10 protein-coding genes are annotated in these 13073 nt (G+C 72.8%); 9 read left to right on the top strand and 1 reads right to left on the bottom strand.

From position 1 onward, the window contains the following. Together ACFQ3T_RS28195 and ACFQ3T_RS28200 are read left to right on the top strand one after the other, a co-directional pair. Positions 1–2953, top strand: a 2953-nt coding sequence (locus ACFQ3T_RS28195; protein ID WP_380727658.1) for a S8 family serine peptidase, incomplete at its 5' end; no start/stop codon positions are given. A gap of 98 nt (positions 2954–3051) precedes the next feature. After that, complete coding sequence (locus ACFQ3T_RS28200; RefSeq protein ID WP_380727660.1) at positions 3052–3981, top strand: N-acetylglucosamine kinase; 930 nt, start codon at positions 3052–3054, stop codon at positions 3979–3981. 69 nt (positions 3982–4050) lie between these two features. Here the strand turns inward: ACFQ3T_RS28200 and ACFQ3T_RS28205 are convergent, their stop codons facing one another. Next, the gene (locus tag ACFQ3T_RS28205; RefSeq protein WP_380727662.1) at positions 4051–4683 is read right to left on the bottom strand and encodes a DUF3159 domain-containing protein; all 633 of its coding nucleotides are present in this window, start codon (positions 4681–4683) and stop codon (positions 4051–4053) included. A gap of 125 nt (positions 4684–4808) precedes the next feature. On the opposite strand from ACFQ3T_RS28205, the gene ACFQ3T_RS28210 reads away from it, so the two are divergent. The 7 genes from ACFQ3T_RS28210 to ACFQ3T_RS28240 all read left to right on the top strand — a co-directional run bounded on the left by ACFQ3T_RS28210 (position 4809) and on the right by ACFQ3T_RS28240 (position 12646). Further along, positions 4809–6041 carry an ROK family transcriptional regulator gene (locus ACFQ3T_RS28210; RefSeq protein ID WP_380727664.1) on the top strand — a complete coding sequence of 411 codons (1233 nt, stop codon included), beginning with the start codon at positions 4809–4811 and terminating at the stop codon, positions 6039–6041. A 15-nt stretch (positions 6042–6056) separates the two neighbouring features. After that, complete coding sequence (locus tag ACFQ3T_RS28215; protein WP_380727666.1) at positions 6057–7385, top strand: ABC transporter substrate-binding protein; 1329 nt, start codon at positions 6057–6059, stop codon at positions 7383–7385. 2 nt (positions 7386–7387) lie between these two features. Then, positions 7388–8368 carry a carbohydrate ABC transporter permease gene (locus tag ACFQ3T_RS28220; protein WP_380727668.1) on the top strand — a complete coding sequence of 327 codons (981 nt, stop codon included), beginning with the start codon at positions 7388–7390 and terminating at the stop codon, positions 8366–8368. Then, complete coding sequence (locus tag ACFQ3T_RS28225) at positions 8365–9219, top strand: carbohydrate ABC transporter permease (RefSeq protein ID WP_380727670.1); 855 nt, start codon at positions 8365–8367, stop codon at positions 9217–9219. The genes ACFQ3T_RS28220 and ACFQ3T_RS28225 overlap by 4 nt, the downstream gene beginning before the upstream one ends. Next, positions 9216–10529: a 6-phospho-beta-glucosidase gene (locus tag ACFQ3T_RS28230; protein WP_380727672.1), complete on the top strand. Its 1314-nt coding sequence runs from the start codon at positions 9216–9218 to the stop codon at positions 10527–10529. Before ACFQ3T_RS28225 ends, ACFQ3T_RS28230 begins: the two co-directional genes overlap by 4 nt. After that, positions 10526–11518: an N-acetylglucosamine kinase gene (locus tag ACFQ3T_RS28235; RefSeq protein WP_380727674.1), complete on the top strand. Its 993-nt coding sequence runs from the start codon at positions 10526–10528 to the stop codon at positions 11516–11518. The genes ACFQ3T_RS28230 and ACFQ3T_RS28235 overlap by 4 nt, the downstream gene beginning before the upstream one ends. A 363-nt stretch (positions 11519–11881) precedes the next feature. Beyond that, a complete protein-coding gene (locus tag ACFQ3T_RS28240; RefSeq protein WP_380727676.1) occupies positions 11882–12646 on the top strand; it encodes an SGNH/GDSL hydrolase family protein in 765 nt (254 codons plus the stop codon). The last annotated feature ends 427 nt before the right edge of the window (positions 12647–13073 follow it).

The following is a 13073-nucleotide window of genomic DNA, read 5'->3' on the forward strand; positions in this document are numbered from 1 at the left end:
CCCGGCGGCGGCCGCCCGCGCCGCCCGGCAGCGCACCGACGTGAAGGCCGACCGCGTCCTGGACGCGTTGCGGGACAAGGACTCCGGCGCGCGCGAGATCGCCACGACCCGCAACGCGGTGCCCGGCGAGGTCGTCACCGCCGACGGGGCCAGGCTGCGCGAGCTGGCCGCCCTGCCCGAGGTGCGGGCGGTGCGGCTGACCGTGCCGAAGACGCCGCAGAACGCGAGCGCCGCCGAGCTCACCCGCGCGGCCCGGGTGTGGCGGGACACCGGCCGGTACGGCGAGGGCGTGCGCATCGGCATCGTCGACACCGGGGTGGACTACACGCACGCCGACTTCGGCGGACCCGGCACCACCGCCGCCTACGACGCCGTCGACCGCACCGCGCCGTGGACGCCGACCGCGAAGGTCGTCGGCGGCCACGACTTCGCGGGCGACGACTACGACGCCAACGTGCCCGAGAAGGCCACGCCCAAGCCCGACCCGAACCCGCTGGACTGCCACGGCCACGGCACGCACGTCGCCGGCACCGCGGCCGGGTACGGCGTGAACGCGGACGGCGCCACGTTCACCGGCGACCACGCCGACGTGACGCCCGAGGCGCTGGCCGGGATGAGGGTCGGGCCCGGCACCGCGCCGAAGGCGTCGCTGTACGCGCTGAAGGTGTTCGGCTGCAAGGGGTCGACCGACCTCCTCGGCCAGGCCCTCGACTGGTCCCTCGACCCGAACGGCGACGGCGACTTCGCCGACCGCCTCGACGTGGTCAACCTGTCCCTCGGCACCGACTACGGCGCCCAGGACGACCCGGACAACCTGTTCGTGCGCAAGGTCGTGGAGCACGGCGTGGTGGTCGTCGCGGCGGCCGGCAACGGCGGCGACTTCTACGACATCGGCGGCTCGCCCGCGAACGCGCCCGAGGCGCTGGCCGTGGCCAACACGCGGGACGCGTACTCGATCCTCGACGGCGTCGAGGTGGCCGGGCGGCAGCACTCCGGCCAGTACGGCGTGAGCTACACCGCCTACGCCTCGCTCGACCTCACCCGCCCCGTCGCGCCGGTCACCGACCCCGAGAACCGCGACGGCTGCGGCCCGATCGCCGACGACCTGACCGGCAAGTTCGCGTGGCTGGAGTGGGACGAGGACGACACGACCCGCGAGTGCGGCTCGGCGGCCCGCACCGACAACGCCCAGGCGGCCGGCGCGGCCGGCGTGCTGCTCACCGCGAGCAGCAACACGTTCAAGGCGGGCATCGCGGGCAACGCGGCCATCCCGTCGTTCCAGTTCACCGCCGCCGCCACCGAGGCGCTGCGGCCCGCGCTGGACGACGGCACGCTCCAGGTGCGGATGCTCGGCTCGCTGCGCCGGGCCGTCCCGACGATCACGCCCGCGCTGGCGGACACGATGACACCGTCGTCGTCCCGCGGCGTGCGCGGCGCGGCGGCCGCCAAGCCCGACGTGGCCGCGCCCGGCGACACGATCCTGTCCGCCGACGTGGGCAGCGGCGCGGACAGCGTGAGCCTCGGCGGCACGTCGATGGCGTCGCCGCACGTGGCGGGCATCGCCGCGCTGGTCCGCGAGACCCACCCCGACTGGACCGTCGAGGAGGTCAAGGCGGCGATCATGAACACCGCCCACGGCCGGGTGACCGACGGCGACGACCACGCCACCGGCACCCCCGAGGCCCCGATGCGGGTCGGCGCGGGCCGGGTCGACGCGCGGGACGCGGTCGGCGTCGACCTGCTCGCCCTGGTGCGGGACGACCCCGGCGCGGTCGGCGTGTCGTTCGGGCCGGTCGAGGCGGCCGAGCCGATGTCCGCGAGCAAGACGCTGGCCGTGGTGAACAAGTCGTCGGCGTGGCGCATCGCCGACCTCTCCTACGAGGCCGCGACGACCGTCCCCGGCGCCCGGTTCGAGATCCGGCCGCCGACCGTGGCGGTGCCGCCGGGCGGGTCCGCCACGGCGCGCGTCACGCTCCGCGTCACGCCGCACGAGCTGCGCAAGGTCGCCGACCCGACGGTGGTGAAGCAGCAGGCGGACGCGGCGCGGCAGTTCGTCGCCGAGGCGTCCGGCCGGGTGCTCGTCCGGTCCGGCGAGGCGACGATCCGGGTGCCGGTGTACGCCGCGCCCGAGCCCGTCGCCGACCTGACCGCGACCGACCTCGGCGACGGCGCCCTGCGGCTGGACGGCCGGCAGCTCGACCAGGGCGAGGGCGACCAGGCGTACCGGTCGCTGGTGAGCGCGTTCCAGCTCCAGGGCACCAGCCCGGAACTGCCCGACTGCACCGACGACGTCGTGGACGACTGCGCGTCCAACCGCACCGCCAAGGGCGGCGACCTGCGGTACGTCGGCGCGGCGTCGGCCGACGGGATGCTCGCGTTCGGCGTCGTGACCTGGCACAACTGGGTGACGCTCGGCGGCACCACCAGCCCCGGCGTCCGGATCGACACCACCGGCGACGGCGCGCACGACTACTTCGTCGAGGCGGTCAAGCCGACCGACGCGGCGGGCCGCGTCACGGCGGACGTGTGGCTGGCCCGGACCACGCGGGTGTCCGACGGCGAGGTCGTCGACGAGCAGCCCCTCAACGGCCAGTACGGCGACGTGGACACGAACCTGATGGACAGCAACGTGGTGGTGCTGCCGGTGGAGCTGACCGCGCTGGGCATCGACCCGGCGGCGGCCTCCGCGCCGCTGACGTACACGGTGGGCACGACCGGGAAGTACGCGGCGCCGGGCGACGAGGAGGGGTTCGTGGACCTGATCCGCGAGCCCATGGCGTTCGACCCGCTGAAGCCGGGGCTGGGGCTGGTGGGCGCGGTGTCGTTCGTGGCGGAGTCCGGCGCGGTGCTGGAGGTGCGGCGCGACCCGGCGGCGGCGCCGGGCAGCCTCCTGCTGCTGCACCACCACAACGCGTCCCCCGATCGGGCACAGGTCCTCACGCCACAGGGCTGACCTGCGCGTCAGGTCCGCGGTCCGATCACGCAGAGCCAGGTCCGGCACAACCCGGTTGGGTGTGCCGGACCTCGTGCTCGCTGGGCATACTCGGGCGAATGGGTTTCGTGGTGGGTCTGGACGCGGGCGGCACGAGCACCCGGGCGTTGGTGCTCGACCTGGACGGCACCCGGCTGGGCGCCGGGGTCGCGGGCGGCGCGAACCCCAACTCGCACCCGCCGGAGCAGGCCGCGGCGCACGTCCGCCAGGCGTTGACGGCGGCGTTGGAGGGGCTCGACCCGGCGAAGGTCGAGGCCGGAGTGCTGGGCATGGCGGGGTCGAGCAAGCTGACCGACCCGGCGGTGGCGGCGTTGTTCGAGGCGGCGTGGGCGGGCGCGGGGCTGCGCTGCCCGCTGCGCGTGGTCACGGACTGCGAGGCGGCGTTCGCGTCCGGCACGGCGTCGCCGGACGGCACCGTGCTGGTGGCGGGCACCGGGTCCATCGCGGCCCGGATCGAGCAGCACGAGCTCGTGTCGACGGCCGGGGGGCACGGGTGGCTGCTCGGTGACGAGGGGTCGGCGTTCTGGCTGGGCCGGGAGGCCGTGCGGGCGACGCTCCTCGCGCTGGAGCGCGACGCCCCGGACGACCTGTCGACGGCCGTCCTCGACCGGGCCGGCATCACGGAGGGCGCGCCCCGCGACCGGTGGCGCCGCCTCATCACCGCGGTCAACACCGCGCCGCCGATCCAGCTGGCCGGCTACGCGCCCCTCGTGACGGCGCACGCGACGGCGGCGTCCGCGGACCGGATCATCACGGCGGCCGTGCGCGCGTTGGCCGACCTGGCGGAGGCGACGCGGTCGGCGCACGACGAGAGCCCGATCGTGCTCATGGGCAGCCTCGTCCACGCGCACCCGCTGGGCGGGCGGCTGAAGCGCGAGCTGGCGGCCCGCACCGCGGCCCCGGTGTGCGTCGCGACCGAGGGCGCGGCGGGCTCGGCGTGGCTGGCGGCGGTGAAGGTCCTCGGCGACACGGCCCCACGCCCCGCCTGACCAGGCACCACCGCGGCCAGCCGCAGCGGTGAAGGTCCACAGCGCCCCGCGTGACCGGGCGCCGGCGCGTCAGACGCGGGGGTGGCGGAGGCCGGGGTGGTCGGCGGGGAGCGTGCGGCGGACGATCCACCAGCTCACGGCGATGCACGCGACCTGCAACGGCCACGTCAGCGCCGCCCGCATGATCCCGAGCAGCACCACCTCGCCGGCCAGCCACAGCGCGCCGAACACCACGACCCGCAGCACGTACTGCCCCACCCACGGCCACGACGCGATCCGGTACACCCGCATCAGGTCCGGGTCGCGCCGCCAGGCGAACTTCTGCCCCGTCACCAGGCCGACGACCACGCCGAGCAGGGGCCACCGCACCACGATCGACGCGGCCCAGACGAGCGCCGACGCCGCGTTCAGGAGGATCTGGACGAGGAAGAAGTCCTCGGCCCGCCCGGTCTGGATCGCGACGTAGGCGGCCAGCACGACCAGCGCGACGGACACGAGCAGCGCCCGCGGCCGACCTCCCCGCACCACCCGCACCACGCCGACGACGACGCCGCACGCCACCGCCGAGGCCGCGCCCACGGCGATCGAGTTGCCGCTCAGCAGCCAGCCGAGGACGAACGCCAACGGCGGCAGCGAGGCGTCCACCGCACCACCCCGGCCGCCCAGCAGGGAGGCCAGCGACTCCTGACGCGTGTCGGTCATGCCTCCAGGGTGCCTTAGGCCTACCTAACCCTGGTAACGGACGCGTCTCGGAGCATTGACCCCGGTGAGCCTCGTCACTACCGTCACCACGAAATCGTCTGGAAAGTTAACAGACAGGAGAGCCGATGCGAGCCGGGAGCCCGAGGCTGCTGCGCGAGATCAACGACCGCGCCGCGATCGAGGCGCTGCTCCGCAACGGCCCGCTGACCAGGGCGGAGCTGGAGGGGATCATCGGCCTCTCGAAGCCCGCGACGGCGCAGCTCCTCACCCGCCTCGAAGACGAGGGAACGGTGCTGCGCAACGGACTGCGCGGCGGCGGGCGCGGACCGCGGGCGCAACTGTGGACGGTCAACGGCGCGCTCGCCCACGTCGCCGCCGTCGACCTCACCCCCGACTCGATCGACATCGCCATCGCCGACATCTCCGGCGCCACGCTCACCGAGCACCGCGCCCCGATGCCGAAGACCGACGTGCTGGCCGCGTTCCACAGCGCCGTCACCAAGGCCGCCGCCCAGGCGGGCCTCACCACCGACGCCCTGCACCACGTGGTCGTGGGCAGCCCCGGCGCAGTGGACCCGGCCACCGGCAGGCTCAACTACGCGCCGCACATGCCGGACTGGGAGAACAAGAACATCCCCGAGGAGCTGGAAGCGCTCCTCGACACGTCCGTGACCGTCGAGAACGACGTCAACCTGGTCGCCCTCGAAGAGATGATCGCCGGACGGGCCGTCGGGGTGCGGGACTTCGTCCTGCTCTGGCCCGCGGACGCGGTCGGCGCGGCCGTCGTCGTCAACGGCGTGCTGCTGCGCGGCGCGACCGGCGGCGCGGGCGAGATCGACGCCCTGCAGGTCCCCGACCACGCGCACGCCGACACCGGCACCCGGCGCACCGGCAGCCGCTACGGCGACCTGCTCGACAGCCCCGGCATCGCCCGGCTGGCCCGCGCGCACGGCGTGTCCGCGCGCACCGGGCTGTCCGCCGTGGAGAAGGCCCTCGGCGCGGGCCCGGCCGGCCGGGAGTTCCTGGTGGACCTGGCCCGCCGCATCGCCACCGGCGTCGCGAACGTCGTCGCCGTGCTCGACCCCGAACTGGTGCTGCTCTCCGGCGACATCGCGCAGGCGGGCGGCACGACGCTCGCCGACCTCGTCGCCGCCGAGCTGCGCCGCCTGGTGGTGCCCCGCACCCCCGTCCGACTCGCCCTGGTGACCGGGAAACCGGTGCGCTCCGGCGCACTGCACTCCGCGCTGTCCGTCGTCAGGGAACAGGTGTTCGGCCTGCCCGCCGCCACGACCGAACCCTTCAGCGGTCCGCGCCGAGGAGAGGAGCGGACCGCGTCAACGTCCCCGTCCGCACGTTGAGGTGAAGGAGAGCAGATGCGCAAGCTCCACCGCGCAGCGTTGCTGTGCGTGGCCGCGGCGGTGTCCCTGACCGCTTGCGCGGCAGGCTCGGGCACCGAGTCAGAGCGGTCCGGGCCGGCGGCGGCTCCCGGCAAGGAGGACGAGTTCTCCCTGACCGTCTGGAGCAACTACTCGGGCCGCGAGCAGGCCGAGGTCACCAAGGCGCTGGAGAGCTTCAAGGAGAAGTTCCCCAACGCCGAGATCAAGCACGAGGGCAGCCAGGACGACGACAAGATCACCGCGGGCATCCGCGGCGGCAACCCGCCGGACGTGGCCATGTCGTTCACCACCGACAACATCGGCCAGTTCTGCTCCAGCGGGTCGTTCCAGCCGCTCCAGCCCTACATCGACCGGGACGGCGTCGACCTCGGCCAGATCCCGGACGCGGTCCGCTCCTACACCGAGTACAAGGGCAACCGGTGCGCGATGCCGCTGCTCAGCGACGTGTACGGGCTGTACTACAACAAGGACCTGCTCGCCGAGGCGGGCATCACCGCGCCGCCCAGGACGACGGCCGAGCTGCTGGACTTCGCCAAGCGCACGACCAAGAAGGCTGCGGACGGCTCGATCGAGGTCGCGGGCTTCCTGCCGACCATGCTGTTCTACGCGAACCGGCCGCCGATCTGGGCGCCGAACTTCGGCGCGAAGTGGGAGACCCCGGACGGCAGGTCCGGCCTGGCGTCGCCGGAGTGGGCGGCGATGCTGGAGTTCCAGAAGGAGCTCGTCGACTTCTACGGCCACGAGAACCTGGAGCGGTTCCGCGCCGGGCTCGGCCAGGAGTACTCCACCGACCACGCGTTCCACCAGAAGAAGATCGCCATGATGATCGACGGCGAGTACCGCACGGCGTTCCTCGAGGACCAGGCGCCGGACGTGCGGTTCGGCACGGCGCCGTTCCCGACGGTCAAGCCGGAGCTGTACGGCATCGGGTTCACCACCGGCACGATCATGGGCATCCCCAAGGGCGCGAAGAACCCCGGCGCGGCGTGGGAGCTGATCAAGCACCTGTCGTTCGACACCGAGACCATCGTGGACCTGGCCAACGGGATCAAGAACATCCCCAGCACGAAGGCCGCCCTGGCCGACCCGCGGCTGGAGGTCGACGAGAACTTCAAAACGTTCATCGACCTGGCGACGTCCGGGAAGCTCCAGGGCAACCCGGTGACGCCCATCGGCGACGCGCACATCAAGGCCGTCGGCGACTTCGCCACGTCGTGGCAGGCGGGCAAGGTGCCCGACCTCATGGCCGGGCTGGAGGACGTCGACCGCCGGATCGACGAGCAGATCGCGAAGAGCGGCAAGTAGGGATGACGGCCACGCTCGACCGCGTGGACGTGGTGCGGACCGCCCCCGCCAAGGGGCGGTCCCGCTCCCGCGCCCGTCACCGCCTGACCGTGCTGGCGTTCCTGGCGCCCGCGATCCTCGGGTTCGCGCTGTTCTTCGGCTACCCGCTGGTCGCGACGATCGGGTTCTCGTTCACCAGGTACGACCTGATCAACCCGCCCGAGTGGACCGGGCTGGAGAACTACGCCTACATGTTCTCCGACGAGCTGTTCCGCACCGCCGTCGCCAACACGCTGTGGTTCGTGGTGGTGCTGACCGCCGCCCGGGTGGTGTTCGCGCTGGGCGTGGCGTCGGTCGTCGCCCGGCTGAGGTCGGGCGTGGGGCTGGTCCGGACGTTGTGCTACCTGCCGTCGCTGGCCCCGCCGGTGGCGGCGACCCTGGTGTTCTTCCTGGTCCTGCGGCCGAACGAGGGGCCGCTGGACGCCTTCCTCGGGTGGTTCGGCGTCGAGGGGCCGCTGTGGTTCGCCGACCCGGTGTGGGCCAAGCCGGGCATCGCGGCGGTGATGCTGTGGGTGTCCGGCGACCTGATGATCATCATGCTGGCGGCGATCCTCGACGTGCCGCGGGATCAGTACGAGGCGGCCGAGCTGGACGGCGCGGGCGCGGTGCGGCGGTGGTGGCACGTCACCCTGCCGACGATCTCGCCGGTGCTGGTGTTCGGCGTGGTGAACTCGATCATCCTGGCGCTGCAGCTGTTCACGCAGGCCGTCGTCGCGGGGTCGGCGGCCAGCGGGTCGGCCGACGTCACGGGGTCCACCAAGGTGCTCGGCTTCCCCGAGAACTCGACGCTGACGTTCCCGGTGTGGCTGTACACGCAGGGCTTCCGCTACTTCGACATGGGGTACGCGTCGGCGATGGCGACCGTGCTGTTCGTCATCTCGTTCGCGGCGACCGCGCTGCTCGTGCAGCGGATGCGCAAGGCGTCGCACCAGGAGGAGTCATGACGGCGGCCGTCGGGCGGCGGCCCCTGCCGTGGCGGAAGGGCCTGGACTGGGTCGCGGTGCACAGCCTCGGGCTGGCGCTGGCGCTGATGTTCACGCTGCCGATCGTGTTCGTGTTCCTCACGGCAGTGATGTCGGACAGCCAGGCGTTCACCAAGGACCTGTGGCCGCGCGAGTGGCACTGGGGCAACTTCCTGGAGGTGTTCGACAAGGCGCCGCTGCTGGAGTACCTGGGCAACAGCATGCTCTACTCGCTGCTGGCCACGGCGGGCATGTTGCTCTCGTCCATCCCGGCGGCGTACGCGCTGGCGAAGCTGCGGTGGCGCGGGCGGAACGTCGTCTTCCTGCTGGTGGTGGGCGCGATGATGCTGCCGCCGCAGGTGGTGGCCGTGCCGCTGTACGACACGTGGTCGAGCCTCGGGCTGACGGGCACGCTGTGGCCGTTGATCCTGCCGTACTTCCTCTTCGACGCGTTCAGCATCTTCCTGCTGCGCCAGTTCATCCTCACCATCCCCCAGTCCTATGTGGACGCCGCGAGGGTGGACGGGTGCACGGAGTTCCAGGCGCTGACGCGGATCGTCGTGCCGATGGCGCGGCCGGGCATCGCGGCGACCGCGCTGTTCTGCTTCCTCTACACGTGGAACGACTACTTCGGCCCGCTGCTCTACACCAGCGAGGAGCCGGACCAGTGGACGCTGTCGCTCGCGCTGGCGTCGTTCAAGGGCATGCACCACGTGCAGTGGAACCTGGCGATGGCGGTCACGCTGCTGATCATGGTCCCGGCGGTCGTGCTGTTCGCGTTCGCGCAGCGCTCGTTCGTCAAGGGCATCACATTCACGGGGGTCAAAGGGTGAAGCTCACCGTTGTCGGAGGCGGGTCGACCTACACGCCGGAGCTGGTCGACGGGATCGCGGGGCGGCGCACCAGCCTCGCCGTGGACGAGATCGCGCTGGTCGACCCCGACGTGGCACGGCTGGAGGTCGTCGGCGGGTTCGCGCGGCGGCTGCTGGAGCACGCCGGGCACCCGGCGGTCGTCACCACCACGTCGGACCTGGAGCGGGGCGTGGACGGCGCGTCGGCCGTGCTGCTGCAGCTGCGCGTGGGCGGCCAGGCGGCCCGCGCGTCGGACGAGGCGTTCCCGCTCGCGTGCGACTGCGTCGGGCAGGAGACGACCGGCGCGGGCGGGTTGGCCAAGGCGCTGCGCACCGTGCCGGTGGTGCTGGACATCGCCGACCGGGTCCGGGCGGTGGCGGGCGACGACACGTGGATCGTGAACTTCACCAACCCGGTGGGGATCGTGACGCGGGCGTTGCTGGCCGCGGGGCACCGGGCGGTGGGGCTGTGCAACGTCGCCATCACGTTCCAGCGGTGGACGTCGGCGCTGCTGGGCGTCGAGCCGGAGTCCGTGCGGCTGGAGCACGTCGGGCTCAACCACTTGACCTGGGAGACCGGGGTGTTCGTGGACGGCGTCGACCGGCTGCCCGAGCTGCTGGCGCGGCACGGTGACGCGCTGGCTGAGCACATCGGGCTGCCGGCGGCGTTGATGCGGCGGCTGGGGATGGTGCCGTCGTACTACCTGAAGTACTTCTACGACCACGACGAGGTCGTACGGAAGCAGAAGACGGAACCGTCGCGCGCCGAGGTGGTGGCCGGGGTGGAGAAGGAACTGCTCGACCTGTACGGCGACGTGCGGGTGGTGACCAAGCCCGACCTGTTGTCGCAACGCGGTGGGGCGTACTACTCGGAGGCGGCGGTGCAGCTCGTGCACGCGTTGACCGGCGGGGGTTCTGGCGGGGGTTTTGGCGGGGGTGGTGGCGGCGGGTTCGGTGGCGCTGAGCAGCACGTGGTGAACGTCCGCAACGGCGGCACGCTGCCGTTCCTGCCCGACGACGCGGTGATCGAGGTGCCGGCGGTGGTGGACGACAAGGGCGCGTCACCGCTGCCCGTGCCGCCCGTGCCGCCGTCCGTCTCGGGCCTGATCTCGCACGTGACGGCCTACGAGCACCTGGCGCTGGACGCGGCGGTGCACGGCGGGCGCGACCGGGTGGCCGACGCGCTGCTCGCGCACCCGCTGATCGGGCAGCACGCCGTCGCCGAGCGGCTGGCCGACGAGCTCGTGGCGCGCAACGCGGACTTCCTCCCGTGGGCGAAGGGGACGGTGTGACGGACCGGGTGCTCGCCATCGACGGCGGGAACAGCAAGACGGCCTTGGCGCTGGTGGACGTGGACGGCCGGGTGCTCGCACAGGTGCGCGGGCCCGGCGCGTCACCGCAGAACGTGGGCGTCGCGCGGAGCGTGGACGTGTTCGAGGGCATGGCCCGCGAGGCGGCGCGCCGGGCGGGGCTGGCGGCGGACGAGCCGATCGCCACCCACACCGCCGCGTACCTGGCGGGCGCGGACCTGCCGAAGGAGGAGGACGACCTCCGCGCCGCCATCGAGGCGCGCGGGTGGTCGGCGACGACGGTCGTCGGCAACGACACGTTCGCGCTGCTCCGGGCCGGCACGCCGGACGGGATCGGGGTGGCCGTGGTGTGCGGGGCGGGGATCAACTGCGTCGCGGTCGCGCCGGACGGCCGGACCCACCGGTTCCCCGCGCTCGGCCGGATCTCGGGCGACTGGGGCGGCGGCGGGCACCTCGGGTCGGAGGCGCTGTGGCTGGCCGTGCGGGCGGAGGACGGTCGGGGCGAGCCGACCGCGCTGCTGGACGCCGTGGTCGCGCACTACGGCGCGGCGACGTTGGCCGAGGTGGTCGAGCGGCTGCACTTCGGGGAGGTCGAGTTCGACCCGCACGCGCTGTGCCCGGTGCTGTTCGAGGTGGCGGCCGCGGGTGACGCGGTGGCGCGGGCGGTGGTCGACCGGCTCGTGGAGGAGGTCGTGCTGCTGGCGCGGGTGTCGCTGGCCCGGTTGGGGCTGCTGGGCGAGGCGGTGGACGTCGTGCTCGGCGGCGGGGTGCTGACCGGGACGGGCGGGGTCGTGGTCGACGCGGTCGACGCCCGGTTGCGGGTGGACGCGCCCGCGGTGCGGGTGCGGGTGGTGGACGTGCCGCCGGTGGTGGGGGCGGCGCTGCTGGGGCTGGACGCGTTGGGCGCGGCGCCGGGGGCGGAGGTCCGGCTGCGGACGGCGTACGAGGCACCGGTGGCCGCCGTGGGGTGAGGCGCTCTCCCGTGGGCTCGCCCAGGCCTTCTCCGGGGGCCTTGCCTCGGCCGTTCCCTCGGCTCCTTTGCTCGGTTCTTCGCTCGGGTCCCTTCTCTCAACCCTTCCTCGGCTCTTCGCACGGTTCTTCGCTCGGGTCCTTCCCCCCGGTCCCGTTCGCTCAGCCTTTCCCCGGCTTTCGTGGCGTGATCTGCACCGCACCAAAGCGCCCAGAACCTGCGGAATCACCCATTCGCGACACAGGTCCACCGCACCGAGTGACACCTTGATAACGGGCTTCCCAACCGACGGTGGCGTAGGGCCGACCTCGCGTTGCATGCTGACGTGCGCGGTCGTGGGGGTGCCGCGCGGAGGGAGGGACGCATGGAGGGATTGGACAGCTTCGTCGCACTGGGGGACAGCTTCACCGAAGGCATGGACGACCCGGCGCCGAACGGCACCTACGTGGGCTGGGCGGACCGGCTCGCGGCGATGTTCTCGGCCCGGCGGGCGGGTTTCCGGTACGCCAACCTGGCGATCCGGGGCAAAATGCTCCAGGAGATCGTCGACGAGCAGATCCCGCTGGCGGTGTCGCTGAAGCCGAAGCTGGTGACGTTCTGCGGGGGTGGCAACGACATCCTGGTGCCCGGCAGCGACGCCGACGCGTTGGCCGAGGTGTACGAGATCGCGGTGGCCGAACTGCGGGCGGCCGGCTCGGAAGTGCTCATCTTCACCGGCTTCGACCCGAAGCACGCGCCGCTGCTGCGGTCCCTGCGCGGGAAGGTCGCGATCTACAACAGCCACCTGTGGTCGGTCGCCGAGCGCTACCACTGCAAGGTGGTCGACCTGTGGTCGATGACGGTGCTGCACGACCGGCGCGCGTGGAGCGAGGACCGGCTGCACCTGTCGTCCGAGGGTCACCGGCGGGTGGCGCTGCGGGCGGCGGAGGTGCTGGGGCTGAAGCCGGAGGAGCAGTGGAACACCCCCTGGCCGCCGTTGGTGGACCGGGACTGGATGACGCAGCGCCGGCACGACCTGAAGTGGGCTCGGGAGCACGTGGTGCCGTGGATCGGGCGGCAGCTGCGGGGCGAGTCGATGGGGGACGGCGTGGCCCCGAAGCGGCCTGAGTTGCTGCCGGTGTGCGACTGAGAGCTGCTGTTCGCCGGTTTCGCTTCCGGCTGCACGGTGGGTGCGGGGTTGGTCTGGGGCAAGCCCTGTTGTTCAGTCCGGCTTGATGTGACATGGGGCCCTTACGGGCACCGGAGGCAGGCCGCAACCGGCAGGCATGGCGGATAAAGCGCCCGCCAAGCCTGCCGGCTCCGACCAGCCCATGGCACCCGAACCCATGTCAAGTCAAGCCTCGTCGGCCCGTCCGGAACTGCGATCAACCGTCCCTCAGCAAGACCAATGAGGGAGCCGCAACCGCCCACGCCACGGTTCCGCATTGATCGCTTTGGGTCGGGACGCGTCTGCGCGATTGATCATCTCGAAGTGGACGAGACCACGGCCGCGAGTGTCGCGTCGGTCGTTCACGTCGGTTTTTCCGGCGATCACGCTTTTCGATCGTCGGGAAATG

The sequence above is a fragment of the Saccharothrix hoggarensis genome (assembly GCF_042678885.1).
In the GTDB taxonomy this organism is placed as follows: domain Bacteria; phylum Actinomycetota; class Actinomycetes; order Mycobacteriales; family Pseudonocardiaceae; genus Actinosynnema; species Actinosynnema hoggarensis.

Coding starts and splice junctions, on each gene's coding strand:
- ACFQ3T_RS28200 (WP_380727660.1), top strand. CDS start 3,052: ATGGGTTTCGTGGTGGGTCTGGACGCGGGCGGCACGAGCACCCGGGCG.
- ACFQ3T_RS28205 (WP_380727662.1), bottom strand. CDS start 4,683: ATGACCGACACGCGTCAGGAGTCGCTGGCCTCCCTGCTGGGCGGCCGG.
- ACFQ3T_RS28210 (WP_380727664.1), top strand. CDS start 4,809: ATGCGAGCCGGGAGCCCGAGGCTGCTGCGCGAGATCAACGACCGCGCC.
- ACFQ3T_RS28215 (WP_380727666.1), top strand. CDS start 6,057: ATGCGCAAGCTCCACCGCGCAGCGTTGCTGTGCGTGGCCGCGGCGGTG.
- ACFQ3T_RS28220 (WP_380727668.1), top strand. CDS start 7,388: ATGACGGCCACGCTCGACCGCGTGGACGTGGTGCGGACCGCCCCCGCC.
- ACFQ3T_RS28225 (WP_380727670.1), top strand. CDS start 8,365: ATGACGGCGGCCGTCGGGCGGCGGCCCCTGCCGTGGCGGAAGGGCCTG.
- ACFQ3T_RS28240 (WP_380727676.1), top strand. CDS start 11,882: ATGGAGGGATTGGACAGCTTCGTCGCACTGGGGGACAGCTTCACCGAA.